The following is a 26,223-nucleotide window of genomic DNA, read 5'->3' on the forward strand; positions in this document are numbered from 1 at the left end:
CGGCAAAATGGATCCCAGCTTGCGCTGGGACGACGGATAAAGAGGCGTCATCCGTCCATATCAAGACCGCAAAAAGATTCAGAACAACAGCGCGAACAGATTCAGAACAACAGATTGACCATCAACACCACGATCAACGTATAGATCAGCGACAACGGCCCGCCAATCCGCCACATCTCCTTCGCGGTGTAATCCGCCGGCCCCGTGATCATCGAGATCACCGGATTCGACGCGGTCATGAAATTGTTGGATGCCGACAACGCGACGATCAGGGCAAACCCAGTCGGATTTCCCCCGGCCGCCAACGCCAGGTTGATCGCCAGCGGCACCATCACGATGGTCGCGCCGACGTGACTGATCACCAGCGAGAACGCCGTGGTCAGCAGCGCGACGGCGATCTCCAGCAGCCAGACCGGCACGCCCGAGGGCAGTTGCTCGATGGTGTGTCCGGCGATCCAGGCCGCCGCGCCGCTGGAATCCATCGCCCAGCCGAGCGGGATCAGGCAGGCCATCAGGAACACGGTCTTCCAGTTGATCGCGCCGTAGGCCTCATCCATCTTCAGCACGCCGGTGATCAGCATGCCGGCCACGCCCGCCATCAGCGCGATCGAGGTCGGAATTCTAGATGACAGCGCGATCAGCATGGTGATCGCGAAGATCGTCATCGCGACCTTGAACTTGTGCGGGCGCTGCTCGCCCTTCGGATAGTCGGTGACGGTGACGAAGTCGCGGCTGGCCGCGGTCTGCGCGAGGTCCTGCCAGATGCTGTGCAGCACCAGCATGTCGCCGGCGCGCAGCGGCACAGTGCGCACGTTCTCGCGCAGCACTTCCTTGTCGCGGTTGATGGCGAGCAGGCTGATGCCGTGCTTCTTGCGCAGTTCCAGTTGTGCGGACGTCTTGCCGATGAAGCTCGAGGTAGGTGGCACCACGGCTTCGGAAATGCCGGCGCGACTGGGATTGAACAGATCGCCGAACTCGCGCAGGCGCGCGGACAGGCGCAGGAAGTTGTTCTGCGCGAAGTCCGCCACCTTCGGCCGCGGGCCCATCGCGCCGAGCACGCTGCCGACCCAGATGCGCGCATCGCCGGGCGGTGCGAGGCGTGATTCGTTGCCGGTCTTCAGCGCCAGCAGCAGCGGTGCGCCGTGCAGGGCTTCGGCTTCGCCGAGCGACATGCCCACCAGCGGGCTGTCGGCACCGACGGTCAGTTCGAACACGTCGCCTTCGATGCCGTAGGCCTGCGAGAAGTAGCTCTGCGTGCGCGCGGGTGTCACGCCCTTGTCGATGTCGCCGCGCAGTTCCTTGTCGCCGAAGAAGTGGAAGTAGGCCAGGCCGGCCAGCAGCAGGGCCAGGCCGATCGGCATCGGCGCGAACATGTGCAGCGGTTCGAGCGTGGCGACGCCGGAAGGCAGGTTGGCGTTGGCGGCGACGAGCAGATCGTTGAGCAGGATGAGCGGTGAGTTGCCGACCATGGTGAGCGCACCGCCCATCACGATCGCGGCCGCGATCGGCAGCAGCAGCCGCGACAACGCCACGCCGGTGCGCGAGGAGATGCGAGAAGCCACCGGCAGGTACAGCGCCATCACCGACGGGTTCTGCATCATCGAGGAGTTGAGGCCGGCGATGAAGGAGGTGAGCAGCAACAGCCGCTGCTCGACGCCGCGCGCGCGCCGCAGCAGCCAGGCGGCGAGGCGGTTGAGCGCGCCGGTGCGGTCGAGGCCGGTGCCGAGGATCATGGTCGCGATCACGCTGATGACCGCGTTTGACGAAAAACCGTTGAACAGGTCCTCGGGTGCCACCAGTCCGGTGAGGCCTAGCAGCACCAGCACCACCAGCGCGACGAGGTCGGCGCGCACGCGTTCGAACAGGAACAGCAACATCGTCAGGCCGACCAGACCGAGCACGATCTCCATGTCGGTGGTCAGGGCGAGGGTGCTGTCCATTTCCCGGTCGTCAGCCGATCAAGCGTGCTGCGCGCTGGCCGCGCGATCGTAGAGCAGGTCCCACACCCCATGACCGAGGCGCTGGCCGCGTGTTTCGAAATGCGTCTGCGGACGCCAGTCGGGACGCGGCACCGCACCACGCGCGCCGGCGCGATTGCGCAACCCCTGGGTGGCATCGAGCACGTCCCACATCTGCTCCGCATAGTCCTGCCAATCGGTGGCCAGGTGCAAGCGGCCATCGACGGTGAGCTTGCGGACCAGCAATCGCGCGAACTCCGGCTGCACCAGGCGGCGCTTGTTGTGGCGCTTCTTGTGCCAGGGATCGGGGAAGTAGATGCGGATCTCGTCGAGGCCGCCGTCGGCGATCTCGTGCGTCAGCACCTCGACGGCGTCGTGGTGATAGATGCGGACGTGATCGCTGCCGTCCTCGGCGAGCGCATTGAGCAGTCGGCCGACGCCCGGCGCGTGGACCTCGATCCCGATGTAATCGCGATCGTGGTCACGCGATGCGGCATAACGCAGGGCCTCGCCGTTGCCGAAGCCGATTTCCAGCACGCGCTTGGCATGGCGGCCGAAGGTGGCGTCGAAGTCGCGTGGCTCGCCCAGGTAATCGAGCCCGAAGCGCGGCCACAGTTGATCGAAGGCGCGCTGCTGCGCCGGCGTGAAGCGGCCCTGGCGCAGCACGAAGCTGCGCACGGCGCGATGACCTTCCTGGCGCGTGAAGGGCTGGCGCTGCGGCGAGGCAGGCGAGGAGGCCCGCCGGTCATCGGTTCCGCTGTCGCCGGTTCCGTTGTCTTCGGCGCCCGGGGTCATCAGTCGATCAGGCCGTCCACGGGCGAGGAAGCACTGGCGAAGCGCTTGCGCGGGATGCGGCCGGCGAGGAAGGCGTCGCGTCCGGCCTGCACCGCTAGCTTCATCGCGCGCGCCATGCGGATCGGGTCGCGCGCGCCGGCGATCGCGGTGTTCATCAGCACGCCGTCGCAGCCGAGTTCCATCGCGATCGCGGCATCCGAGGCGGTGCCGACGCCGGCATCGACCAGGATCGGCACCTTGGCGTTCTCGACGATTTCGAGCAGATTGTAGCGGTTCTGGATCCCAAGCCCGGAGCCGATCGGCGCGGCCAGCGGCATCACCGCGACGCAGCCGATGTCCTCCAGGCGCCTGGCCAGGATCGGGTCGTCGCTGGTGTAGACCATCACGTCGAAGCCGTCGGCGACGAGTTGCTCGGCGGCCTTCAGTGTCTGCACCACGTCCGGGAACAGCGTCTTCTGGTCGCCGAGTACTTCCAGCTTCACCAAGTTGCGGCCGTCGAGCAGCTCACGCGCGAGTCGGCAGGTGCGCACCGCGTCCTCGGCGGTGTAGCAGCCGGCGGTGTTGGGCAGGATCGTGTAGCGATCGGGCGGCAGCGCGTCGAGCAGGTTCGGCTCGCCAGGCGTCTGGCCGATGTTCGTGCGGCGGATGGCGACCGTGACGATCTCGGCGCCGGCGGCCTCGGTGGCCGCGCGGGTTTCCTCGAGATCCTTGAACTTGCCGGTGCCGGTCAGCAGGCGGGATGTGTAGGGCTTGCCCGCGATGACGAGCGGGTCCAGAACGGAGGCGGGATTCATCCCTGAATTATGTCGCATCGACGCCGCCTTGTGGTCGGAAAACCTCGCCGTTTCGGGGGTTCCGCGATACAGGGCGGATCGTCCTGGCCGATCGCGTGAGCGAGTGGACAGGGCGCGAAGCGCGAATTCATTGCGGTCGTTACGCTGAGGAAAACAGCCAGGAAGACGGTTTTTCAAAGGTCCCCGCGTGTGTACGCGACGTCGAGCGCGCGTGACCGTCTCGTGTCACGAAGGTTTAAGCATTGTCGATCACGATGCGGCGGTGCCCCTCGCACAGCCCCCGTTCATCTCCTTGGACCTTCGCATGCCCCGCAAGCCCCGCACTCTCCGCGGCGCGATTCGCCTCGCGCTTTCGTTGACGGTCGCCGCCAGCCCCCTCGCCCAGGCCCAGCAGGCCGCAGATGCCACACCCGCCACACCCACCGCGTCGCAGGACCGGGCGGTGGATCTGGACAAGATCGTCGTCACCGGCCGTTCCGGCACCCGGGAACGCAGCAAGGCCGAGAGCAGCTATTCGATCACCCGCATCGAGGAAGATCGCCTGCGCCTGCAGGCGCCGACCTCGGTGACCGAGGCCATGAAATCGGTGCCCGGCTTCTGGGTGGAAGCCTCCGGCGGCGAGGCCAGCGGCAACATCCGCGCGCGTGGCATTCCCGTCGACGGTTACGGCTCGGTGAACATCCTCGAGGATGGCGTGCCGGTGCAGCACGATCCCGCACTGGGCTTCCTCAACGGCGACCAGGCGTTCCGCCTCGACGAGACCATCGAGCGCATCGAAGTGGTGCGCGGTGGCCCTTCGTCGGTGTTCTATTCCAACGCGCCGGCCGGCGCGATCAACTTCGTGCCGCGCGTGGTCGGCGACCAGGCCGAAGGCACGTTCAAGATGACGGTCGGCGACTATGGCCTGGCGCGCTATGACGCCTTCTTCGGCACACCGCTCGGCAACAGCGGCTGGAAGCTCGGCGTCGGTGGCTTCTTTCGCAGCGACGACGGCATCCGCGATCCCGGCTTCCAGGCCAATCATGGCGGCCAGTACCGCATCAACCTGAGCCGTGATTTCGAGCGTGGTCGTTTCAGCGTCGACTACAAGCACATGAACGACAACGTCGCGCTGTTCCTCGGCATCCCGATGCGCACGTACGCCGATGGCGAGATCCGCGCGGTGCCCGGTTTCGACGGCAACTACGGCACGATGGCCGGGCCGGAAACGCAGCGCATCCGCATGCTGCAGGGCGATGGCAGCTGGTACGACTTCGACAACAGCCGCGGCACGGAAGTGAAGCGCGATCAGTTCACTGTCAAGCTCGACTATGAACTCGGCGCGGGCTGGAAACTGGCCGAGGCGCTGCGCTACAACGATACGGAGACGCAGCGCAACGGCATGTTCCCGCTGCAGCTGTGGAGCCAGTCCAAGTTCTTCGCGCAATTGCCGGCGAATGCCTTGAGCCGGTTTCCCGGCGCCACCGGATGGCAGCTGCGTTACGCCAATGATCCGACGCAGGTGTTCGATCCCGTCAACCAGAACGGCAACGGCCTGCTCTCCGTTGGCGGGCTGCGTGGCCTGACGATTCCGGTGAAGGAACTGATCAACGATACGCGCCTGATGCGCAGCTTCGACTTCGGCGAGCAAAGCCACGATGTCACCTTCGGCTACTACTACGCGCGTATCGACGAGGATTTCGATCGCTATTCCTCCAACGTACTGACCGACGTGCGCGACAACGCACGACTGCTCGACCTCGTGGCCGTGGATGCCAACGGCAATCCGGTCGGCACCGCGACCGATCACGGCATCTATCGCTACGGCTACGAATGGGAAAACGCCAGCGGCCGTTCCACCACGCACGCGTTCTATGTGTCGGACGAATGGCAGGTCAACGACAAGCTGCGCGTCGATGCCGGCGTGCGCTGGGAGAAAGTGAGCACAGAGGGCTGGACGGAAGTGCGCGCCAAGCCGACGGTGGACCTCGGCACCTTCGCGACGTCGAACATCCTGGCCGGTTCCGGGCGTTATGCCACTTACGACGAGAGCTTCGACAAGCTCGGATGGACGATCGGCGCCAACTGGCAGTTCAATGAAAACTCCGGCGTGTTCGCGCGCTGGACCTCGGCGTTCCGCCTGCCCAACCTGTCGACCTACATCACGCGCTATTCGAGCTGCGATCCCAATGACGTGGAAGGCTGCATCAGCAGGGACAAGAGCAATCCGAACACCCGGCCGATCATCCAGACGATGGATCTTGGCGAGGTGGGTTACAAGTTCAGCAATCAGTACTTCGATCTGTTCGCCACCGCGTTCTACACCAAGTACGACAACGTCGGCTTCAGCAACGCCAAGTTCGATCTCAACAACACGCTGGTGCAGGAGCAGGGCTATGCCAGCACTCGCACCTTCGGCCTGGAGCTGGAAGCGAACTGGTATCCGGTGCAGTGGTTCGACATGCAGCTCACCGCCACCGTGCAGGACCCGCAGTACCGGAATCTGCGTTATTACGAAAGCGTGGGCGGCGGTGCCCTGGTGCTGCGCGACTACGTCGGCAACCAGCTGATCCGCGTGCCCAAGAACAGCTTCCGAGTGGTGCCCGGCGTGAACCTGTTTGACGACAGGCTGCGCCTGCAGGTCGCCTACGAATACGAGGGTGAGCGGTTCGTGGATACGGCGAACTCGGTGCGATTGCCGTCCTACGACGTGATCAACGCCAGCGCGCGCTGGCAGGTGACGCCGGAGCTGTCGTTGTTCCTCTACGCGGACAACCTCGACAATTCGCTGGGCCTGACCGAAGGCAATCCGCGCGCGGGCGAGTTGCAGAGCGCCGATGCGGGCGCCAATACCTTCCTGGCGCGGCCGCTGCTGGGACGGTCGTATCGTTTCGCGGTGATGTACAAGTTCTGACCGTGGGCGTGCATCGGCACACGCACAACCTGGTTCGCATCGCCGGATGGCTGCTCACGATCACCCCGTGGGCGGCCATGGCCTGCGATCTGGAGGCGGCACGCCCGCCGCGCAGCGGCCCGTGCGCGGCGTCGGTGCTCGACAACCGTTTGCGCATGAACGACGTGCAGGTGATCGGCACGCACAACAGCTACAAGCTGCCGTTGCCGGCGGACGAGATGGCGGCACATCGCGAAGTGGATCGCGTCGGCGCCGAATCGATCGATTACGGCCATCGTCCGTTGGCTGAGCAGCTCGATGCGGGCCTGCGCAGCTTTGAACTCGATGTGTACTCCGATCCGGAAGGCGGTCGCTATCTGCATCCGCCGGGTGCGCATCGGCACGGTTATCCGAAACCACCATGGTCAACCGCGCAGCTCGATCAGATGCGGCGCCCCGGTTTCAAGACGATGCATCTGTCGGACATCGATTTCCGCAGCAGCTGCGTCACCTTCCGTGCCTGCCTGAGGAGTGTGCGCGACTGGTCGCGCGCGCATCCGCGGCACGTGCCGATCCTGATCCTGATCAATGCCAAGGACGGCAAGGCTGGCGCAGGCGCTGTGCAGCCGCTTCCGTTCGATGTGAAGGCCTTCGATGCGCTGGATGCCGAGATACGGGGAATCTTTTCGAAGCGCGAGCTGATCGTTCCCGATCAGGTGCAGGGGGACTTTCCGACTCTGCGCGAGGCAGTGCAGGCGAATCGCTGGCCGACCCTGGCGCAGGCGCGCGGAAAGGTCTTCTTTGCGCTGGATGAGGACGCGCGGAAAGTCGCGCTGTACCGTGGTGACCGCCGTTCCCTGGAGGGCAGGGCGATGTTCGTCAACACCGACGAGTCATCGCCAGCCGCCGCCTATCTGACGTTGAACGATCCGTTGTCGCAGCGCGAGCGCATCGCCCGTGCGGTGGCCGATGGATTCATCGTGCGCACGCGCGCGGATGCGGACACCGCCGAGGCGCGCCGAAACGACACGCGGCGGCGTGAGGCGGCCTTCGCCAGCGGTGCGCAGGCGGTTTCCACCGATTACCCGCAACCAGACCCGCGCTGGGGCCGGTATCGGGTCGTATTTCCCGGACAGGGGTTCGTCCGCTGCAATCCATCGCGCGACGCCTGCCGGTCGTTTTCAACGGAGCGAGCACCATGAATTCAGTCGCCAGGATCTTCCTGTCCATTGCCGTGCTGGTCGCGGCGTCGTTGTCGTGTGTGGGGAAGGCGAGGGCGGCCGATGCAAACCCTGACCTGGTGCTGCGCGGCGAGATCACCGGCGCGGACCATCAGCGCTATCGCACGGTTCCGTTCGACGTGCCGGCGGGTACCGCACGCATCACGGTGCAATTCGAATACGACGGCAAGGAAGAGAAGACCACGATCGACCTTGGCCTGCTCGGGCCGGATGGCTTCCGCGGTCAGGACGGTTTTCGGGGTTGGAGCGGTGGCAACAAGACGGTCTTCACCGTGGCGGCGACGGATGCCACGCCGTCGTATCTGCCGGGGCCGATCCGTCCAGGCAAATGGTCCCTGCTGCTCGGGATTCCGAACATCCGCAAGGAAACGCGTTCGGAATATTCGGCACGCATCTGGTTTGGCCGCGAAAATACGCCGTACTGGCAGCCGGAGATCGCCAACCCGCCACTGCGCAACGAGGCCGGCTGGTATCGCGGCGATCTGCACATGCACGACGCGCACAGCGACGGCAGTTGCAAGAGCCAGGCCGGCGCCAAGGTGCCGTGTCCGTTGTTCCTGACGGCGCAGGCCGCCGTGGCGCGCGGTCTCGATTTCGTGGCGATCACCGATCACAACACGACATCGCAGGCCAATGCGATCCGCGAACTGCAGCCGTATTTCGATCGCCTGCTGCTGGTGCCTGGGCGGGAAGTCACCACCTTCAGCGGTCACGCCAATCTGATCGGAACGGTGGCGCCGCTCGATTTCCGTGTCGATGGACAGTCCCGAGACTGGAACGCGTTACTGCGTGATGCCGCTTCGCTGCACGGCATCGTCTCGATCAATCATCCGGTGCGGCCTTCCGGGGAAATCTGCATGGGCTGTGGCTGGACCGCACAGCCGCAGGCCGATCCGGATTTGCTGCAGGCGGTGGAAGTCGTCAACGGCATGGATGCCGATACGCCGTACTCCGGGATTCCATTCTGGGAGGCGCTGCTGAGCGCGGGGCACAGGCTGACGGCGATCGGCGGCAGCGACAATCACAATGCGAGTCAGCTGGAGCCAAGCATCGGTGGGGGTCCGGTGGGAATTCCGACGACGGTGGTGCGGGCGCCGGCGTTGTCGATGCCGGCGCTGCTCGACGGGTTGCGCGCCGGGCACGTGTTCGTCGATGTGCAGGGGAGTCGTGATCGCCGGTTGGAGTTCAGTGCGCGCAAGGGCGATGCGACGGCGCAGATGGGGGACAGGTTGTCCGCCGCTGCCGGGGAGATGGTCGAGTTCACGGTCCGCGCATGCAACGTGGCGGGCGGTCGCGTGGAAGTGGTCCAGGATGGGCGGGTGGTGACGCCGATCGCCGAGCCGGCGGTCACGCGTGCCGATCAGGCATTCCAGTTCTCATGGAGCAGCGACGGCAAACCGCACTGGGTGCGGGTAAATGTGCGTGGCGGCGATGGCAAGTTGTGGCTGCTGGGGAATCCGGTTTACGTCAATCTCAAGAAATAGACGAGCGACCGGACGGGTTCGGCATCTTCTGTCGCGCGTTTGCATGGGCTTGTCGTTCCCGCCCTCGCGGGAATGACAAGTTTTAAAGCCGCGCCAGAACCGGGCGCGCTAGCCTCCTCCCAACGCATGCACGATTTCCACCCGGTCACCCGGCTGGAGCTGGTACTCGCCATGCCGGCCGCGCGGCACGATGTCCCCGTTCACTTCAACCGCGACCCGGCGCTCGGCCAGATGCTGGGTTTGCAGGAGCGCGGCGATGGTGGGGCTGTCGTCGGAGAGGGCGAAGGTGTCGCCGTTGAGCAGGATGTTCATGCGCGTATTGTCGCCGCTCGCGGCGATGTCCGCACCCGGCGGGCGTCGGCCATGCCGCAACGCAGCGTGTATCCATGTTGCGGTGCATGAAACGATAATGGACTGTCATACGCCTGTCATTGAAGGCGTCGTCCGGATTCAAGGAGATCCCGTCCATGTCGTTGTTGTCTCGTCCCGCCCGTCGCGCGCTTGCCGCCGCACTCGCCCTGGTCGCGGCGCCCGCTTTCGCCGGGGACCATCCCTATTCGCAGACGGTTTTCTTCGGCGACAGCCTCTCCGATTCCGGCTACTTCCGCCCGTTGCTCGGCCCGTCGGGTCTGTTGCTGGGACGCTTCACCACCAATCCGAATCTGGTGTGGTCGGAACTGGTGGCCCAGTACTACGGCAGCAGCGCCACGCCCAACGGCAACGGCCAGAACGGCAACAACTATGCCGCCGGCGGTGCGCGCGTGGGCGTGGATGTCAGCAGTCCGCTGGGCACGATCCCGTCGCTGACCACGCAGATGAACAACTATCTCGCCGCACACGGTGGTCGGGCCGATCCCAAGGCGCTGTACACGGTGTGGGGCGGCGCGAATGATCTGTTCGCCGTGCAGGCGGATCCCGGCAACGCACTGCAAATCATCAATGGCGCCGTCACCGCGCAGATCGGCATCGTCAGCACCTTGCAGGCCGCCGGCGCGCGTTACGTGCTGGTGCCAACCCTGCCCGACATCGGCCTGACGCCGCGTGCGCGCAGTGGCGGCCCGGCCCTGATGGCGGCGGGCACGGCGCTCGCCGACTTCTACAACAAGTCGCTGTTCGACGGCCTTGCCAGCCAGGGGCTGCGCGTGATTCCGGTGGACACCTTCCACTTCCTGCAGGAAGCGGTCGCCAATCCGGGCTTGTACGGGCTTCGCAACGTCACCACGCCGGGCTGCGGCATGCAGCCGCCGCCGGCGAACGATTCCTCGCAGTTCTGCAATCCCGGTTCCTTCGTCGAACCGGACGTGCAGACCACCTATCTGTTCGCCGACGGCGTGCATCCCACCGGCGGCGCGCACGCGATGCTCAGCCAGCTCGCGATCAGCATGCTCGAAGCGCCGCGCCAGATCGCCGTGCTGCCGCGCTCGGCGGCGGCCACGGGCCGTGCTCGTGCCGACATCGTGGCGACGCATCTCACCGAACGGCCGGAAGGCGACGGCATGCGCTGGTGGACCAGTCTGCGCGCCGATTCCCAGCGCGTGAATCACGGCGATGCCTACGACGGCACGATTCCGTCTTTGAGCGGCGGTGTGGACTGGATGCGCGGCAGCTGGGTGTACGGCGCGTTCGCCGGCTTCGGCAGCGGCAACGTGGATTTCGGCGAGCGCCGCGGCAGCTTCGATCAGAAGGACGCCACGCTCGGTGGATTCGTCGGCTGGTATGGCGAGAATGGTCTTTGGGTGAACGGTCAGCTGAGCTACACGCAGATCAAGTACGACGTCGACCGCGAGGTCTGGATCGGGCCGGCCATGCGCCATCACCACGGGCGTCCCGACGGCGAAAACATCACCGCGGCGGTCAACGCCGGCTGGAATCTTGGCAGCGAAGGCCCGGTGCGGCACGGGCCGGTGCTCAGCCTGATCGCGCAGCGCATCGATGTCGACGGCTACCGCGAGAGCTTGCCCGAACTGTCGTCGTCGCTGGCCTATCCCAGCCAGAGCTACGACTCGCTGATCGGCAGTGCCGGCTGGCAGGCGAGCTACACCGCCGACTCCGGCTTCACGCCGTATGCCAGGCTCACCTACGATCACGAATTCGAGAAGCCGGACGAAGAAGCTTTTGCGCGCTCGCAATCACTGGCCGGCACGCCGAACTACGCGGTGCCGGGGCTGAGCAGCGATCGCGACTACGGCACGCTCACCGTCGGCGCGCGCGTTCCGTTCTTCGGGCTGGATGCCAACTTCGGCGGCAGCGCCACCGTGGAGCGTGGCAGCGATCACAACGCCAGTCTGTTCGCCACGCTCGGCAAGCGTTTCTGATCCAACGGCCCGCCGGGGCGGGCGAAGCGATTCGGGCCCGTCACCGGGCCCGCGATTGCCACGACGCGTTCGGCGGGCATAGACTTGCCCCGACGCGGGTGTAGTTCAATGGTAGAACTGCAGCTTCCCAAGCTGCTAGCGTGGGTTCGATTCCCATCACCCGCTCCAGCTTCATCTCTCAATGCCTGCAAGTCCCTATCTGGCAGGCGTTTTCAGTGACGAAACAAGATCCCCGACGCACCTCAATGCCGGGCCACCACCACCTCGCGCGCGATCGGGTCGGGTGTCGCCACCACCGGCGCGGACGAGTGGTTCAGCCGCTCGAGATTGGTGTCCAGCGATGCCATTGTGCCTAGTGCGATATTGGCCGATGCGCGTTGGCACGCCGGGGAGGCGGGATCTCCCTGCACGGCGATGAGGTTGTTCTTGGTGCCGGGCACCACCGTGTCGATCTGCGTCATCCCGCCTTCGCGCGCGGAGACGGCCAGCGACGCGGCCATGCATGCGCGGTCGTAGTCGCTGTGCAGGCCGTTCACCGGGCCGAGCCTGTTGATCGCCGCCATCGCGTCGTTGAACAGCTTCGGACGCTCCGGCGCCGTGAGCTGCGGCGCGGCCGTCGGCTCGAGCCGGTGATCGGCGTCCTGCACGTAGGCCATGCGCTGGCCGAACTGCTCATCACCGCGCTTGTTGAAGGTGCCCAGCGGCACCCGCGTGGACTCCCAGTACGGATGCGTCGGCGTGCCGTCGGCATCGCGGCGGACGTGGTTGGACGGGAACAGTTCGCTGCGGCCGCCCGCGTCGTGGAAGCCCATGCGCGCATACAGGCCGCCATCGGTACTGGCGTACTTCAGCGTGTCCGGGCCGGCCATGGACACAGTGCCGTTGCCGCCATGGCGCAGCGACGCGCCGACGGCCTCCACCAACAGCTTGGTGCCCACGCCCGCGTCATGCGCGGGCTTGGCGTCGGTGCAGATCTTGTCGATCCGTGCGCCGGCGCTGGTGTCCAGCGTCATCCAGCCGACCGGCACGTTGTTCTTGTAGGCGACGTACTGCTCGGTGCCGGGCGTGTTGTCGCCCTCGTCGAAATGCTTCTTGCGCGCGATGGCGTTGCGCTCGTCGGTCTTGCCCATGCGCAGCTCGAACTTTTCGATCTCCGCAAGGAATGCGGTGCGGTCGTCGATCTTGCGCACCGTCACCGGCATGTCCGCGGTGATGCCCTGCTCGGGGTTGGAGACGCCGCGCTTCCAGGTGTTCCAGGCCTCGACCTGTTCGGTGCGCGTGGCGCGCACCAACTCCTGCGCGGCCGTCTGCGAATCGCGCAAGGCATCGGACACCGTGGAATCCAGCGCCGGACCGGGTGCCGGGGCGGCGACGTTGCCATTGTCCTTGTAATGCGTCACCAGCGTGGCGGTGGTCTCCGGCACGTCCGTCTTCACCGCCAGATCGCCGATGGTGCCGGGGGTATAGTGCGCACGCAAGGTCGCGTCCTTGTCGGCGTGCGCGAGGGCAAGTGAGTTGGACTGGTAGCCAATCACCTCATAGGTGCCGCCCTCCAGATAGTCCCGGCCCGCCCACGTGCGCTTGATGGTGAACGCGCCGATGACATCCTCCGGCGCGATGCGCGGTGCGGCGCGTTCAAGGCCGAACAGGTTGTCCGTGGCCATGGTCTGCTGCTCGGCGCCTTGGTCGCGGACTGCGCGCGCCGCGAAGCGCGCCTGAATGTCGTGGGTGTCGAACAATACTTTCGGCGCGACGACGTAGACGTAAGTTTTCTCCGGCGCCTCCTTCTGGGACGGATCGAAATCCGCGCGCGTGCGGTCCACCTTGATCGGGAACAGCGACGCGGCCTCCAGCGAACCCGTCACGCAGACCGCGGTGCGCGGGTGGATGTCCTGCTTCATCAGGCGATAGACGATGCCCTGGCCGTCGCGCGGGGCGAAGCCGTCGCGGAAGATATCCTTTGGCTCCCGGTCGTCTGAGCGGAAGAAGGTCGCGTCATTGACGCGCAGAAGATCCATTGGCACGGCGGTCAGCGCCTTGGTGCCGCTGCCGACCTGGTCGTAAAACTGGGTGGCATTGCCGGGTTTGCGCGCGGCTTCCCACGGTGTCTGCTCGTTATCGGGATTGAGTGGGTTCTCGTAGTCCTTGGGCATGTCCAGCCTCCTTGTCGCGGGCCTCGCGGCCACGCGCGCATCACAGTGGGAAATTTGGCGAAGTGGCGACGATGTGTCGGCCCGATGGACTCAGTTTGACCGTATGGACGCGCTCAAAATCGTGACGCGGGTCCACCAATCGTCATTTTGAAGTGCGCAATGCGTCACTTCGCCCAATGCTGGCAAGCAGACAAAGACGATGTTTTAGAGAGCTCGGCGCCATTGCGCCTTCAGGTGACGCCTCTCCCAGGCGGGCTGGCGCATGCTCTGCGCGAGTTCAATTCACTCGCTCCACTTTTCCGATCACTCTCGCCTGTGTGGTGATGAGCTTGGCGAGGCGCGATCCGTTCCTCGGATCGCGCGCGGCGACGCCATCGACGTGCCGCGCGCTGTGCATTTACGTCTTACGGCCGATATTCCACCCGAAGCTTGGCGCTGGCGCCGCGATCGATCCACAGGTAGTTCGTGCTCGTCTGCGCCTGTTCGAAGCGCAGTCGCAGTTGGGTGCGTCCTGTGCGGTTGATGGCCCCCAATCCCGTTGCATCGAACACGCTGGAACTTTGTCGGCCGCCGGTGAAGCGCGTCAGTTCCGCGACCGCGTTGGCGTCGGCCGCGGCGGCATAGTCGCCGGCTTCGATCGTGCAGCCGACAAAGCAGCCGCGCCTCACGTCGATCAGCAGGCGATTGCCTGCCGGCTGGCTCCAGGGGTCGCCGCTGGCGCTGCGGTAGGCGACGCTGAGGGTCGCGGCGACGATCTGGGCGCCGTCGGGCAGCGACGAGGTGTCGAACGACAGCACGCTGCGGTTGAGCTTGCCGTCGGCGCCGCGACCGCTGGCCAGGCCGAAACTGGATTCATACGTGCCGACCACGGCGCCGCTGCCGTCGGCATTGGCCTTGACGTAGCCATCGTTGGCATCCTCGTTGTCGAATTCCACGACCAGCGGCACATCGCCGCCACCGCTGACCTGCACGGTGATCGCGGCGGAGGACGCGCTGTTGCCGGCCAGATCGTGCGCGCGCGCCTGTAGCTGGTGTGCGCCGTTACTGGCGGTCGTGCTGTTCCATTGCAGGGAGTAGGGCGCGCTGGCGTCGCTGCCGAGCAGGCCGCCGTCGAGCAGGAATTCGACGCGCTCCACGCCGATGTCGTCGCTGGCATCGGCGGCGAGCGTCACCGTGCCGCTGACCGCGGCGCCATCGGTCGGTGCGGTCAGTGCGACTTGAGGTGGGTTCGGGTCGAGGTCGTCCAGGCCCCAGAAGCGGGCGATGTAGTAGCTCGAGCAGATGTTCGCGTCGAGCACGTAGGCGCCGGCGGTGCCGCACTGGCTTTCGCCGCTGCCGGGATCGACCGGCACGCCATGACCTATGCCGGAAATGGTGTAGGTCTCGACGAGTGCGTGGCCGGCGGCATCGCGGTAGACCTTGTGCGGATAGCCGGCGACGTTGTCCTCGACGTCGGGTGTCTGGTCGATGCCGTGCACGTTGGTCCATTGCTGCATCAGCTCGGTTGCGTTCACTGGCTTGACCGTGGTGTCGGCATCGCCTTGCCAGATCGAAACGATCGGCCACGGTCCGCCGTGCGTGCTGGCTGCGCGGACTTTGTCGCCCCATTGCTGCGGCGTCTGGTCGACACCCGGCGACATACAACTGGATGCCTGCGTGGACGAGGTCGCACAGCGGTAGGGCAGGCCGGCGACGATGGCACCGCCGGCAAACACGTCCGGATAAGTGGCCAGCATCACGGCGGCCATCGCGCCGCCCGAGGAGAGGCCGGTGACGTAGACGCGACCGGTCGAGGTGGCGTGATCGGCATGCATGCGATCGATCATCTGCTTGATCGACAGCGCCTCGCCCTGGCCGCGCGTGGTGTCGCCGGGTTCGAACCAGTTGAAGCAGGAGAGGACGTTGTTGCCGCTCTGTTGTTGCGGCAGCACCACGGCGAAGCGCCAGCGTTCGGCCAGCATTTCCCAGCCGGTTTCGGCGTCGTAGCTGGAGGCGCTTTGCACGCAGCCGTGCATGGCGACCACCAATGGCGCATCGGCCGGCAGACCGGCGGGCACGTACTTGAACATGCGCAGATTGCCGGGATTGCTGCCGAAACCGGTCACTTCGGTGGAGGCCAGTGCTGCCGCGCCGTACAGCGACGACAACGACAGCGCGGACAGCAGGAGTAGTCGGGCCAAGCGGCGCGCGGGCCGTTGGAGCGCGCGAGATGCGATGGACATGTGGTGACTCCCTGAACCGGGGAGCAGCCCCGGCGTGCCCGCAGTGAGCCACCGTGCCGGTGCGCACGCCATCGTCCGAAGGGGCATGTGCGCGAGAAAACGGCATGGTGTCCGTCGAAATCATGAGTGAGGACTTGAACGCGGTCGCATTCCGTGCCGGTCGCGGCGCCACCGAGCTCACCGTGCGGCACCCGAATTCCATCGGTGGCAAGTGGGAGTCGGAGATTCATCGCTTCGATGTCGAAAGCGGGCGGTCGCCGCCGCGCATCCTTGATGACGTGCGCGGCGGCACCGGCTAAGCTATGAGCACGGTTCGACTCCTGTCATCCGTTCCGGATTCCGACGGCGGCACGCTCTCTGGCGTGCCGCCGTTTTTAATCTGGAATGTTTCAATCGGAGCGTCGGAGCGACCCGCGTTGGCTAGGTTTTTGATTTCCCGATGGTTGTTCGCGTGGCCGGGACGGAATAACGGATTTATTCGGCGCTTCTCCCCACACTGACGTCCCCGCAAAGTAACGAAGGTACAGCAGCGATGATCGTGCTCGGCTGGCGGGAATGGGTGGTGCTGCCATCGCTCGGGATCACGCGTCTGCGCGCCAAGGTGGATACCGGTGCACGCAGTTCGGCGCTGCATGTGGATGCACAGTGGCGCTTCACCGAAGGCGGGGCGCCGTGGGTGGGTTTCAGGATCACGCCGTGGAAAACGCGGCCCTCCCATGTCGTGGAGGCGATCGCGCCGCTCATCGAGGAGCGCGACGTGGTCGACTCCGGCGGACACCGCACGCGCCGTCCCTTCCTGCGCACGCAGTTGCAACTGGCCGGCGTCGAGCGCGAGATTGAAATCAATCTGACCGATCGCGGCGGCATGCTGTTCCCGATGCTGCTCGGGCGCAGCGCCATGGCGGGTACGTTCATGGTCGACCCCGCACAGTCTTCCGTCCACGGCAAACCGCCGCGGCCCCTCCACTCGTCCATTGCGTGACGCTCGTGAAACTCGCCATCCTTTCGCGCAACAGCCTGCTCTATTCGACCCGACGCCTGGTGGAGGCCGCGCGCGAGCGGCACCACAGCGTGCGCGTGCTCGATCCGTTGCGTTGCTACATGCGCATCACCGCCAGCGGCTTCGACATGCACTACAAGGGCAAGCCGATTGCCGACTACAACGCGGTGATCCCGCGCATCGGTGCCTCCGTCACGCGTTACGGCAGCGCGGTGCTGCGCCAGTTCGAACTGATGGGCACCTACACGCCCAATCCGTCGACGGCGATCGCGCGCGCGCGCGACAAACTGCAATGCCACCAGCTGCTGGCGGCGGAGGGGATCGATCTGCCGGCGACGGTGTTCGGCGACAACCCCGACGACACCACCGATCTGCTGTCGATGCTTGGCGCGCCGCCGCATGTGATCAAGCTCAACGAAGGCTCCCAAGGGTCGGGCGTGATGCTGACCGAGAAGCTCTCGGCCTCGCGCAGCGTGATCGAGACCCTGCGCGGCCTGTACGCCAACTTCCTCGTCCAGGAATTCATCGAGGAGGCGGGCGGGGCCGACCTGCGCTGCTTCGTGGTCGGCGGCCGGGTGGTCGCGGCGATGCGCCGGCAGGCGCCGGCGGGCGACTTCCGCTCCAACCTGCATCGCGGCGGCAGCGGCAAGGCGGCCCTGGCGACCGCGGCGCAGCAGGCGGTGGCGGTGCGGGCGGCGCAGGTGCTGGGCCTGGGCATTGCGGGCGTCGATCTGATCCACTCCAAGCGCGGGCCGCTGGTGCTGGAGGTGAACGCCTCGCCGGGGCTGGAAGGCATCGAGCAGGCCACGGGTGTCGACATCGCCGGCAACATCATCGACCACATCGCCACCCAGGTGCAGCCGGCCCGGCAGACGCGCCGGCGGAAGACTGGCTGAACCTTCCCGAGCCCTTTGAGTCATTAAAAACAAATAGTTACACCGTTTTTCATGACTTTCTGAACCCGGTTGGGGGATGCAGCCGAAAATCGGAAGCCGGTTTAACAGCCATCTAACCCCCCGGCCCGTAAGGTGACTTGACCGGAATTTCTCCGCTCTCTCCAGGTCGTTCCTTCAGGTCAGTCAGCGGATTACGGTAATCGGGGCAGTCCTTTATTTGGCCCAGGCGACGACCTCGCTTGGGCCTTTTGTTGTCTGCACCGAGATCCCGGTCGAGCAGGAATCGGGCGTGCTCAGCGAGGGCGCCGTCCTGTGTGACAGAATCCAAGATTGCTCACGCAGGGGAACCGCGGCCCGTGACACGGGTCTGACCTTGACCCCAAAGGACAACCGATTGATGCGCATCCTCGTAATCGAAGACAACCAGGACATCGCCGCCAACCTCGGCGACTACCTTGAAGACCGCGGCCATACGGTCGACTTCGCCGCCGACGGCGTCACGGGCCTGCATCTGGCCGTCGTCCACGATTTCGACGCGGTGGTGCTCGACCTCAACCTGCCCGGCATCGACGGCCTCGAGGTCTGCCGCAAGCTGCGCAACGAGGCACGCAAGCAGACGCCGGTGCTCATGCTCACCGCGCGCGACAGCCTCGACAACAAGCTGGCCGGCTTCGACTCCGGCGCCGACGACTACCTGATCAAGCCGTTCGCGCTGCAGGAAGTGGAAGTGCGCCTCAACGCGCTGGCGCGCCGCGGCCGCGGCGTGCAGACGCGCGTGCTCGAAGTAGGCGATCTCGAATACAACCTCGACACACTGGAAGTGCGCCGCGAGGGCAAGCTGCTGCAGCTCAATCCGACCGCGCTGAAGATCCTGCAGGCGCTGATGGAAGCTTCGCCCGCCGTGGTCACACGGCAGGAACTGGAAACCCGCGTCTGGGGCGAGGAACTGCCCGACTCCGACTCGCTGCGCGTGCACATCCACGGCCTGCGCGCCGTGGTCGACAAGCCCTTCGAGACCCCGCTGATCCAGACCCGCCATGGCATCGGATACCGCATCGCCGCGCCCGATGCGAACGCCTGACGGTCGCACCCGGCGACGAAAAACTCGTTATCGCCGGCGGCTGAGAAGCCGCATCATCCTGTCGTTCGTCCTGCTCGGCTTCGGGCTGACGACGCTGTTCGCCTTCGCCACGAACTGGACGCGCAATCGTGTCGAGAACACGTTGGTCGAAGACGTGATGAACAAGAACATCGACGAGTACGCGCGGCGCTACTACACCAATCCCAACCAAAGCCCCGATCTGCCGGTGCAGCAGATGCTGGCGCGCGTGGTGAAGCAAGACCGTTTCGAGGCGCTGCGCGCGGATCAGCCGGACTGGTACGAACTGGGCGACGGCATCCACAACCTCAGCGGTGAGGACGAGCAGGGGCGCGCGTTCTCGTACAAGCTGGCGGTGCGGAAAACGCAGAAGGAATGGTTTTTCCTCGCGTATGACATGACGCAGGCGAGCCGCGGCCAGGAGCAGTTCAATCGTGCCCTGTATGGTTCGGTGATCACCTTCACCCTGCTTTCGTTGGTGGTGGGCTGGTGGTCGGCGTCGCGGGTGATGAAGCCGGTGTCGGAGCTTGCGCGCCGCCTGCAGACATCCGGCGAGAACGCCGAGCCGCAGAATCTGGCCGCTCATTTCCCGGACGACGAGGTCGGCCAGCTCGCCTCGGCGTTGGACGATTACGCCACGCGCCTGACCGAGGTGGTCAAGCGCGATCGCGAGTTCAACGCCGACGTCAGCCATGAACTGCGCACGCCGCTGGCGGTGGTGAAGGGCGCGGTGGAGCTGCTGCTGTCCAAGCCAGATCTCGACGAGAAGACGCGCGCCCGGTTGCAGCGCATCCAGCGCGCCGAGCAGCAATGCACCGACCTGATCAGCGCGTTGCTGCTGCTCTCGCGCAACGAGCGCGGCCATGGCAACACCGATGTGGCCAAGGTGGCCGAGCAACTGCTCGACACGCATCGCAGCCAGCTTGGCGGCAAGCCGTTGGAACTGCGCATCGAAGGCCAGCGCGGACTGGTGGTCGACTCGCCGGAGGCGGCGGTGAACGTCGCGCTCGGCAATCTGATCGGCAATGCGGTGAAGTACACGGCACAGGGCGAGGTGATCGTGCGGCTGCGCGAGAAATCGGTCGAGGTGATCGATTCCGGCCCGGGCCTGAGCGCTGAGGATGCGGCGCGCCTGTTCGAGCGCGGTTATCGCGGCACCCACGCCGAGCATTCGCAGGGCGGCGGCATCGGTCTGTCGATCGTGCGTCGCTTGTGCGCGCTGTACGGCTGGGGCGTGCGCGTGGTGCCGGGAGAAGAAAAAGGCGTGGTGGCGACGCTGTCGTTCACGCCGGAAAGGAATGGCAACGGCGCGAGCGCGTAGCCGCTCGCGCGGCGCCGTCACACGAGAGTTTTTTTACACGGCTTCGAGCCAGCCGTACTTGTCCGGCGTCTTGCCGTCGAACAGGCCGAAGAACAGTTCCTGCAGCTTCTGCGTCACCGGCCCCGGCTTGCCCGCGCCGACCTGACGGCCGTCGACCGAGCGGATCGGCGTGATCTCCGCCGCCGTGCCGCACATGAAAAGTTCGTCGCACAGGTACAGGTATTCGCGCGGCAGGTCGCGTTCGATCACGTCGATGCCGGCGTCGCGCGCCAGCGTGATGATGGTGTTGCGGGTGATGCCGTTGAGTAGCGCGGCGCTGACCGGCGTGGTGTGCAGCGCGCCGTCGAAGACCAGGAACAGGTTCTCGCCCGCGCCTTCGCTGAGCAGGCCGGTGGAGGCGAGCGCGATGCCTTCGCCAAAGCCGAGCCGGCGGGCCTCGCGCGCGACTAGTTGTCCGGAGAGATAGTTGCCGCCGGCCTTGGCGCCGGCCGGCAGCGTGTTCGGCGCGAAGCGCTGCCAGCTGGAGACGCAGGCGTCGATGCCCTGCGCGAGCACGCCGGCGCCGAGGTACTGGCCCATCTTCCAGGTGGCGACGGCGACGTCGGTGGGCGTATCGGCCGACAGGCCGAACCCGCCGAGGCCGCGATAGGCGACCGGACGCAGGTAGTCGGTCGTGTTGTTGTTGGCCTGGATCACTTCACGGCAGGCCTGGTTGAGCTGCTCCAGCGAATACGGCATCGCCATGTCGTAGATCTTGGCCGAGGCGAACAGGCGCGTGTTGTGGTCGGTGAGGCGGAAGATGACCGGGCCGTTCGGCGTGTCGTAGCAGCGGATGCCTTCGAACACCGAGGAGCCGTAATGCACGACGTGCGACATGACGTGCGTCGTCGCCTCCGCCCAGTGTTTGATCGCACCGTTGTGCCAGATCCATTCGGGGTATTGCATGGGCGTCGGCTCTCGCGAAGGGGTGCATAGTTTAAGGGCTGTTCGCCGCTCGCGCTTCGGGTGTCCGGGACGAACGGCGGCGCGGGGCAACAAAAACGCCGCGCGGGTCAGCCCGCGCGGCGTCGAGGTGCCGGAGTTGCGTGTGTGTCAGCGATAGCCGGCGATGGTCGCCTTGGTGTTCACCAGCACGCGCTGGTTGTGGCTCTTGTCGGTGGTGCCCATCGGCGCGCCGTTGTAGGTCTTGTCCGGGTTCGACCAGTAGTTCAGGCGCGGGCAGTTCGACGAGCAGTTGTAGGCCATGATCGTGCGCCACTGGTTCTGCGGATGGCGGTAGCCGTGGCCGTAGCTGTAGGGCGAGGTGCTGGAATCGGTGGCCGGATCGTGGCGAGCCGACTGCAGATGGCCGATCTCGTGGGCGAAGCTGTAGTAGCCGGTGGCGCAGTCCCAGTAGGCGGTCGCGAAGGCGGTGGACGCGGTGGAGCCGATCCCCGAAGCCAGGCCGCAGGCCGAGCTGTCGTTGCCGATCAGCACGGCGACGTCGGCGGCGACGTCGTTGCGGGTAGTGTGGATGCCGTCCATGTAGCCGTCGCTGGTGCCACGGAAACGCGACAGGTCGGTGCTCATGCCCACTTCGCTGTAGCTCACGGTGCTATAGCCGGCCAGCACCATGTTGATGCCGACGTTCGAGTTGGCGTAGCCCTGGTTGGATTCGGCCACGGCGAGTTCGGCCAGCGCCTGCATGTCGCCGCCGTAGGCGTTGACCGCCGCTTGCGTGGCGACGACCAGCACGCGGATCGTGGCGGTCGCGCCCGGATCGATCGCGGTCGGGGTGACGAGGCCGCCCTTCTTGTTGGCCGTGGGCCTGGCGGCGTCGAGGATCTCGCGATAGGCCTGATCCGGATGTTCGGCCGGCATGCGCGATTCGTCGACCTCGACGACGGCGGTGGTGCCGTCCGGCAGCGGCCGGATGCGGAACAGCTTGCCGCCGACGCGGGCATTGCCGGTGATCTGGTTGCCGTGGCGCACCAGCACCACGTCGTTGAGCGGATCGGCCGATGTCTCGCGCACAGTCGGTGCGCGCTTGGTGGCGGTCTCGCGGACGTGGCCGTACCAGACGGTGTCGCCGCGCGCGGTGCGCTCGCTGCGGCTGCGGTCGGCGGTCAGGACGCGGCCGCCGAGCACCAGCTCGATCTGGTCGCCGTCGCTGGCGCTGGCGTCCACGGAGGTGACCCGGACGTCGAGCGTGCTGGGATGCGAGAAGAGGGTTTCCAGGGCGCGCTCGTTGCGGACATCGGCCGCCTTGCCGGCGGGGCTGGCGACGAACAGCGGTTTCCCGGCGGCAGCGGCGGAGCCGGCGAGGGCGAGACCGGCCAAGCCGGCAGCGATTCGGAGGGATCGTTGCATGAGGAGATTCCGGAGTGGAGGAGAATTCGCGTGACTAAGGTCACGCTCCGGACGCTGCCGTCTCGTTCCGCATACAGGCAAGCTGCAGGTGCAGCAATGCGCGTCCTCAAGGCAACCCGTTTACAGGGTCAGCCACCAGCACCCCATGTATTTGCGCAAACCGAACACCGTGCGCAGGGAGGTGGCGCCTCCCGGCGAGGTCTGGTCGACCCGCAGGGCGACCGGGGTGCGTCGGATCTGCGCCTCCGGGTAGTTGGCGGGATCGACATCGCCGCTGACGGTCATGTTGCCCTCGGCGTCGACACTGACCTGCGGCGCGGGCAGGATCGGGCTGATGTCGACCAGGGGCCGGCTGGCGATGGCGTCCAGGCGCGAGAGCACCGCGTAGCCGCCGTTGTTCGACATGCCCGACCAGTTGTAGAGCCCGGCCAGCCGGTTGGTGTCGTGGCTGTCGATGGCGGCGGTGAGTTCGTAGATCAGGTCGCGCACGCTGCGCGAGCAGCCGCGCGCATAGGGCTTGCCGCCGACCTGGGGTGATCCTGTCGTGGCGCGCGGCAGCGCGTCGGTGGCGCCGACGTCATTGCAGTTGCGGTCGGTGAAGATCGACTTGCCGTCGGGGCCGGTGCAGCGTTTGATCTGCGCGTCGGCGCGACCCGGCCAGCAGACGAAGGCCAGCGGCAGCAGCAGGATGCAGGCGAGGCGGAACGGCGGCATCGGCGCAGCGTAGCGTCGGACGCCCGCACCTGGAAGTGCGGGCTGCTCGATCTGCCGTGTGCCAGATCGAGATCCAAAGTTTGTGGCGCAGGCTTTGGGTTCCGGGCGTGTCATTGCCACAGCCCCGCCACTGCGGCGGCGCCCCTTGATTTGAAGGGGCTCTTTCCCGGGACACCGATGGACGTCCCGGATTTTACGATCGCGCAGATAAGCGGACTTACGCTGCCGATGACAGCCGCGCCAGCACCGACTGCGTCGGTTTCGCCAGGTTGAGCGTGTAGAAATGCAGCGCCGGCGCGCCGCCGTCGATCAGGCGCCTGCACAGCGCGGCGACGAAATCGGCAGCGAACTCGCGGATGCTATCGATGTCGTCCCCGTAAGCGAGCATGCGCTTGCTGATCCAGCGCGGGATCTCGGCGCCGCAGGCTTCGGAGAAGCGGCGCAGCTGGCTGAAATTGGAGATCGGCATGATGCCCGGCACGATCGGAATCGTGACGCCCAGCTTGCGCACATCGTCGACGAAGCGGAAATACGCATCGGCGTTGTAGAAGTACTGCGTGATCGCGCCATCGGCGCCGGCGTCGACCTTGGCCTTGAAATGCTTCAGATCGGCCAGCGCATGCTCGGCCTGCGGATGCGTTTCCGGATAGCAGCCCACTTCGATGTGGAAGAAGCCGTCGTGCTCGCGGCGGATGAATTCGACCAGATCGGTCGCGTAGCGGAAATCGCCGGTGCGCGCCATGCCCGAGGGCAGGTCGCCGCGCAGCGCGACGATGCGCCGGCAGCCCATCGCCTTGTAGCGCGCGAGCAGGGTGCCGAGCTCGGCACGTGTGCCGCCGATGCAGGAGATGTGCGGTGCCGCGTCGAGGCGGTGATGCTGGTGCAGTCGTTCGACGGTTTCGGGCGTGTAGTCGAGCGTGGAACCGCCGGCGCCGAACGTGCAGGAGACGTAATCCGGCGCATGCGTCTTCAACTTCTTCGCGGTGCGATCAAGCTGATCGCGCTGCTCGTCAGTCTTGGGCGGATAGAACTCGAACGAGATGGGGAGCATGCAGGCCTTCCGAAAGGACTCCCTCCCCTGCGACTGCAGGGGAGGGCTGGGGAGGGGTTTCGGCTTTTGCGTGAAAGTTCGGCGCTTCGCGCCTCACGACCCCCTTCCGACCTCCCCCTGCGAGCGGGGGGGAGGAGCGAAGAAACATCAGTAGCGGTAGTGATCCGGCTTGTACGGACCTTCCACCGGCACGCCGAGGTAATCGGCCTGTTCCTTGGTGAGCTTGGTCAGCTTCACGCCGATCTTTTCCAGGTGCAGGCGCGCGACTTCTTCGTCCAGCTGCTTGGGTAGGCGATAGACCGTCTTCTCGTAGACGTCCTTGTTCTGCCACAGATCGATCTGCGCGAGCGTCTGGTTGGCGAACGAGTTCGACATCACGAAGCTCGGGTGGCCGGTGGCGCAGCCGAGGTTCACCAGGCGGCCTTCGGCGAGCAGGAAGATGCTGTTGCCGTTGTCGAAGGTGTACTTGTCGACCTGGGGCTTGATGTTGGTGTGCTTGGCGCCGGAAGCGTACAGCGCATCGACCTGGATCTCGTTGTCGAAGTGGCCGATGTTGCAGACGATGGCCTGGTCCTTCATCCGCTGCATGTGCGCCAGCGTGATGATGTCCTTGTTGCCGGTGGTGGTGACGTAGATGTCGGCCTTGCCCAGGCTGTCCTCGATGGTGTTGACCTCGAAACCTTCCATCGCCGCCTGCAGCGCGCAGATCGGGTCGATCTCGGTGACGATCACGCGCGCGCCGTAGGCACGCAGCGAGTGCGCCGAACCCTTGCCGACGTCGCCGTAACCGCAGACCACGGCCACCTTGCCGGCCAGCATCACGTCCATCGCGCGCTTGAGGCCATCGGCCAGCGATTCGCGGCAGCCGTAGAGGTTGTCGAACTTGGACTTGGTGACCGAGTCGTTGACGTTGATCGCGGGGATCAGCAGCTTGCCGGCCTCGGCGATCTGGTAGAGACGATGCACGCCGGTGGTGGTTTCCTCGGACACGCCCTTCCAGTCCTTGACCACTTCGGTCCAGAAGCCGGGGCGTTCCTTGGCGACGCGCTTGAGCAGGTTCTTGATGACCTGTTCCTCGTGCGAGGAAGCCGGTTCGTCGACCCACTTCGAGCCGTTCTCCAGTTCGTAACCCTTGTGGATCAGCAGGGTGACGTCGCCGCCGTCATCGACGACCAGCTGCGGGCCCTTGTTGCCCGGGAAGGTCAGCGCGGCGAGCGTGCAGTCCCAATATTCTTCGAGCGTCTCGCCCTTCCATGCGAACACCGGCGTGCCGGTGGCGGCGATGGCGGCGGCGGCCTGGTCCTGGGTCGAGAAGATGTTGCACGAGGCCCAGCGCACGTCGGCGCCGATGTCCTTCAGGGTCTCGATCAGCACGGCGGTCTGGATGGTCATGTGCAGCGAGCCGGTCACGCGCACGCCCTTGAGCGGCTTGGCGGTGGCGTGCTTGCGGCGGATCGACATCAGGCCCGGCATCTCGTGCTCGGCGATGTCGATTTCCTTGCGGCCCCAGTCGGCCAGGGAAATGTCGGCGACCTTGTAATCGCCTTCGGCAGAGAAGGTTTTGGCTACGGCGTTCATTGAGGGGGGTGCTCCGTTGTCGTGAGTCCGTGGGACTCGCAGTCACGGGCGCCGTTACGGTGACGCGACGCCGAGCCTGGCCGCCTCCCCGGCATCCGTGCGGGGCACGGGCGGGAGTACGGTCGCAGCGCCCCTCGGCGAGGCGGGGGAATTCTATCGCTTTCTCGCGATGAAGGGATGAACCGGGGCGGGTTCGGCGCCGTCGGCCGGGCGGGTCGGAGGGCGGTGATCGGCATGTCCGGGAGGGGATTGGCGATGTCACCGCGGGACACGAAACATCGGAGCCGGGCTGTCATCCGGAGGAGTAGTCGCCTTCAAGGGCGCTCTGCTATTGTCCGCGCCGGCTGCTGACCGGCAGCCGGCGCCCGTGGATGGACCGTG

Annotated in this window: 20 protein-coding genes, 1 tRNA gene and 1 riboswitch; of the genes, 10 read left to right on the forward strand and 11 right to left on the reverse strand. The window is 65.9% G+C overall.

The annotated features are described in order from the left end of the window. Window positions 1-101: 101 nt before the first annotated feature. Genes AC1RNP_RS04190 through AC1RNP_RS04200 form a run of 3 tightly spaced genes read right to left on the reverse strand, consistent with a single transcriptional unit; the run spans window position 102 to window position 3,547 of the window. Window positions 102-1,940, reverse strand: a complete 1,839-nt coding sequence (locus AC1RNP_RS04190; protein ID WP_493049994.1) for an SLC13 family permease — start codon at window positions 1,938-1,940, stop codon at window positions 102-104. A gap of 18 nt (window positions 1,941-1,958) precedes the next feature. Continuing rightward, window positions 1,959-2,753: a tRNA (guanosine(46)-N7)-methyltransferase TrmB gene (gene trmB, locus AC1RNP_RS04195; RefSeq protein WP_493049995.1), complete on the reverse strand. Its 795-nt coding sequence runs from the start codon at window positions 2,751-2,753 to the stop codon at window positions 1,959-1,961. After that, window positions 2,753-3,547: a thiazole synthase gene (locus AC1RNP_RS04200; protein ID WP_493049996.1), complete on the reverse strand. Its 795-nt coding sequence runs from the start codon at window positions 3,545-3,547 to the stop codon at window positions 2,753-2,755. Before AC1RNP_RS04200 ends, trmB begins: the two co-directional genes overlap by 1 nt. 304 nt (window positions 3,548-3,851) lie before the next feature. Here AC1RNP_RS04200 and AC1RNP_RS04205 point away from each other — a divergent pair, with 304 nt between their 5' ends. The 3 genes from AC1RNP_RS04205 to AC1RNP_RS04215 are packed head-to-tail and all read left to right on the forward strand — an operon-like array spanning window position 3,852 to window position 9,144. Beyond that, the gene (locus AC1RNP_RS04205; protein ID WP_493049997.1) at window positions 3,852-6,440 is read left to right on the forward strand and encodes a TonB-dependent receptor; all 2,589 of its coding nucleotides are present in this window, start codon (window positions 3,852-3,854) and stop codon (window positions 6,438-6,440) included. Between the two features lie 8 nt (window positions 6,441-6,448). Then, complete coding sequence (locus AC1RNP_RS04210) at window positions 6,449-7,621, forward strand: phosphatidylinositol-specific phospholipase C1-like protein (RefSeq protein WP_493049998.1); 1,173 nt, start codon at window positions 6,449-6,451, stop codon at window positions 7,619-7,621. Beyond that, window positions 7,618-9,144: a CehA/McbA family metallohydrolase gene (locus AC1RNP_RS04215; protein ID WP_493049999.1), complete on the forward strand. Its 1,527-nt coding sequence runs from the start codon at window positions 7,618-7,620 to the stop codon at window positions 9,142-9,144. Before AC1RNP_RS04210 ends, AC1RNP_RS04215 begins: the two co-directional genes overlap by 4 nt. A gap of 108 nt (window positions 9,145-9,252) precedes the next feature. Here the strand turns inward: AC1RNP_RS04215 and thiS are convergent, their stop codons facing one another. Beyond that, on the reverse strand, window positions 9,253-9,456 hold the full coding sequence (gene thiS, locus AC1RNP_RS04220; protein WP_493050000.1) for a sulfur carrier protein ThiS: 204 nt from the start codon (window positions 9,454-9,456) through the stop codon (window positions 9,253-9,255). A gap of 155 nt (window positions 9,457-9,611) precedes the next feature. Between thiS and AC1RNP_RS04225 the strand changes: the two genes are divergently transcribed. Then, a complete protein-coding gene (locus tag AC1RNP_RS04225; RefSeq protein ID WP_493050001.1) occupies window positions 9,612-11,459 on the forward strand; it encodes an autotransporter domain-containing protein in 1,848 nt (615 codons plus the stop codon). A 94-nt stretch (window positions 11,460-11,553) separates the two neighbouring features. Beyond that, window positions 11,554-11,627, forward strand: a tRNA-Gly gene (locus AC1RNP_RS04230). A 74-nt stretch (window positions 11,628-11,701) separates the two neighbouring features. Here AC1RNP_RS04230 and AC1RNP_RS04235 read toward each other — a convergent pair. Both AC1RNP_RS04235 and AC1RNP_RS04240 read right to left on the reverse strand, forming a co-directional pair. Beyond that, a complete protein-coding gene (locus AC1RNP_RS04235; RefSeq protein WP_493050002.1) occupies window positions 11,702-13,612 on the reverse strand; it encodes an XVIPCD domain-containing protein in 1,911 nt (636 codons plus the stop codon). A gap of 404 nt (window positions 13,613-14,016) precedes the next feature. After that, window positions 14,017-15,834, reverse strand: a complete 1,818-nt coding sequence (locus tag AC1RNP_RS04240; protein WP_493050003.1) for an extracellular catalytic domain type 1 short-chain-length polyhydroxyalkanoate depolymerase — start codon at window positions 15,832-15,834, stop codon at window positions 14,017-14,019. Between the two features lie 53 nt (window positions 15,835-15,887). On the opposite strand from AC1RNP_RS04240, the gene AC1RNP_RS04245 reads away from it, so the two are divergent. From AC1RNP_RS04245 to AC1RNP_RS04265, 5 genes are all read left to right on the forward strand, one after another. Next, window positions 15,888-16,133, forward strand: coding sequence for a hypothetical protein (locus AC1RNP_RS04245; RefSeq protein WP_493050004.1), 246 nt, complete (start codon window positions 15,888-15,890; stop codon window positions 16,131-16,133). Window positions 16,134-16,366: 233 nt separating this feature from the next. Next, window positions 16,367-16,816: an ATP-dependent zinc protease family protein gene (locus AC1RNP_RS04250; protein ID WP_493050005.1), complete on the forward strand. Its 450-nt coding sequence runs from the start codon at window positions 16,367-16,369 to the stop codon at window positions 16,814-16,816. 5 nt (window positions 16,817-16,821) lie between these two features. Beyond that, window positions 16,822-17,730 (forward strand): 30S ribosomal protein S6--L-glutamate ligase, encoded by a 909-nt coding sequence (gene rimK / locus AC1RNP_RS04255; RefSeq protein ID WP_226469047.1) that lies wholly within the window; start codon window positions 16,822-16,824, stop codon window positions 17,728-17,730. A gap of 397 nt (window positions 17,731-18,127) precedes the next feature. Further along, window positions 18,128-18,811, forward strand: a complete 684-nt coding sequence (locus tag AC1RNP_RS04260; RefSeq protein WP_226469046.1) for a response regulator transcription factor — start codon at window positions 18,128-18,130, stop codon at window positions 18,809-18,811. Next, window positions 18,798-20,150 carry a sensor histidine kinase gene (locus AC1RNP_RS04265; RefSeq protein ID WP_493050006.1) on the forward strand — a complete coding sequence of 451 codons (1,353 nt, stop codon included), beginning with the start codon at window positions 18,798-18,800 and terminating at the stop codon, window positions 20,148-20,150. The genes AC1RNP_RS04260 and AC1RNP_RS04265 overlap by 14 nt, the downstream gene beginning before the upstream one ends. 33 nt (window positions 20,151-20,183) lie before the next feature. Here AC1RNP_RS04265 and AC1RNP_RS04270 read toward each other — a convergent pair whose 3' ends face one another. The 5 genes from AC1RNP_RS04270 to ahcY all read right to left on the reverse strand — a co-directional run bounded on the left by AC1RNP_RS04270 (window position 20,184) and on the right by ahcY (window position 25,842). Continuing rightward, window positions 20,184-21,095, reverse strand: a complete 912-nt coding sequence (locus tag AC1RNP_RS04270) for a branched-chain amino acid transaminase (RefSeq protein WP_493050007.1) — start codon at window positions 21,093-21,095, stop codon at window positions 20,184-20,186. A gap of 147 nt (window positions 21,096-21,242) precedes the next feature. Beyond that, window positions 21,243-22,499, reverse strand: a complete 1,257-nt coding sequence (locus AC1RNP_RS04275) for a zinc-dependent metalloprotease (protein ID WP_493050008.1) — start codon at window positions 22,497-22,499, stop codon at window positions 21,243-21,245. A 120-nt stretch (window positions 22,500-22,619) separates the two neighbouring features. Then, the gene (locus AC1RNP_RS04280; RefSeq protein WP_493050009.1) at window positions 22,620-23,213 is read right to left on the reverse strand and encodes a hypothetical protein; all 594 of its coding nucleotides are present in this window, start codon (window positions 23,211-23,213) and stop codon (window positions 22,620-22,622) included. A gap of 217 nt (window positions 23,214-23,430) precedes the next feature. After that, window positions 23,431-24,264: a methylenetetrahydrofolate reductase [NAD(P)H] gene (gene metF / locus AC1RNP_RS04285; protein WP_493050010.1), complete on the reverse strand. Its 834-nt coding sequence runs from the start codon at window positions 24,262-24,264 to the stop codon at window positions 23,431-23,433. A gap of 147 nt (window positions 24,265-24,411) precedes the next feature. Further along, window positions 24,412-25,842, reverse strand: coding sequence for an adenosylhomocysteinase (gene ahcY / locus AC1RNP_RS04290; protein ID WP_493050011.1), 1,431 nt, complete (start codon window positions 25,840-25,842; stop codon window positions 24,412-24,414). A 39-nt stretch (window positions 25,843-25,881) separates the two neighbouring features. After that, a riboswitch (S-adenosyl-L-homocysteine riboswitch) is annotated at window positions 25,882-25,984 on the reverse strand. Between the last annotated feature and the right edge of the window lie 239 nt (window positions 25,985-26,223).

The organism is Luteimonas sp. GW821-FHT14E02 (genome assembly GCF_058803905.1).

Excerpts from the sequence above, each read along its gene's own strand:
- AC1RNP_RS04190 (WP_493049994.1), bottom strand. The coding sequence starts at position 1,940 with ATGGACAGCACCCTCGCCCTGACCACCGACATGGAGATCGTGCTCGGT.
- trmB (WP_493049995.1), bottom strand. The coding sequence starts at position 2,753 with ATGACCCCGGGCGCCGAAGACAACGGAACCGGCGACAGCGGAACCGAT.
- AC1RNP_RS04200 (WP_493049996.1), bottom strand. The coding sequence starts at position 3,547 with ATGAATCCCGCCTCCGTTCTGGACCCGCTCGTCATCGCGGGCAAGCCC.
- AC1RNP_RS04205 (WP_493049997.1), top strand. The coding sequence starts at position 3,852 with ATGCCCCGCAAGCCCCGCACTCTCCGCGGCGCGATTCGCCTCGCGCTT.
- AC1RNP_RS04215 (WP_493049999.1), top strand. The coding sequence starts at position 7,618 with ATGAATTCAGTCGCCAGGATCTTCCTGTCCATTGCCGTGCTGGTCGCG.
- thiS (WP_493050000.1), bottom strand. The coding sequence starts at position 9,456 with ATGAACATCCTGCTCAACGGCGACACCTTCGCCCTCTCCGACGACAGC.
- AC1RNP_RS04225 (WP_493050001.1), top strand. The coding sequence starts at position 9,612 with ATGTCGTTGTTGTCTCGTCCCGCCCGTCGCGCGCTTGCCGCCGCACTC.
- AC1RNP_RS04235 (WP_493050002.1), bottom strand. The coding sequence starts at position 13,612 with ATGCCCAAGGACTACGAGAACCCACTCAATCCCGATAACGAGCAGACA.
- AC1RNP_RS04240 (WP_493050003.1), bottom strand. The coding sequence starts at position 15,834 with ATGTCCATCGCATCTCGCGCGCTCCAACGGCCCGCGCGCCGCTTGGCC.
- AC1RNP_RS04250 (WP_493050005.1), top strand. The coding sequence starts at position 16,367 with ATGATCGTGCTCGGCTGGCGGGAATGGGTGGTGCTGCCATCGCTCGGG.
- AC1RNP_RS04260 (WP_226469046.1), top strand. The coding sequence starts at position 18,128 with ATGCGCATCCTCGTAATCGAAGACAACCAGGACATCGCCGCCAACCTC.
- AC1RNP_RS04265 (WP_493050006.1), top strand. The coding sequence starts at position 18,798 with ATGCGAACGCCTGACGGTCGCACCCGGCGACGAAAAACTCGTTATCGC.
- AC1RNP_RS04270 (WP_493050007.1), bottom strand. The coding sequence starts at position 21,095 with ATGCAATACCCCGAATGGATCTGGCACAACGGTGCGATCAAACACTGG.
- AC1RNP_RS04275 (WP_493050008.1), bottom strand. The coding sequence starts at position 22,499 with ATGCAACGATCCCTCCGAATCGCTGCCGGCTTGGCCGGTCTCGCCCTC.
- AC1RNP_RS04280 (WP_493050009.1), bottom strand. The coding sequence starts at position 23,213 with ATGCCGCCGTTCCGCCTCGCCTGCATCCTGCTGCTGCCGCTGGCCTTC.
- metF (WP_493050010.1), bottom strand. The coding sequence starts at position 24,264 with ATGCTCCCCATCTCGTTCGAGTTCTATCCGCCCAAGACTGACGAGCAG.
- ahcY (WP_493050011.1), bottom strand. The coding sequence starts at position 25,842 with ATGAACGCCGTAGCCAAAACCTTCTCTGCCGAAGGCGATTACAAGGTC.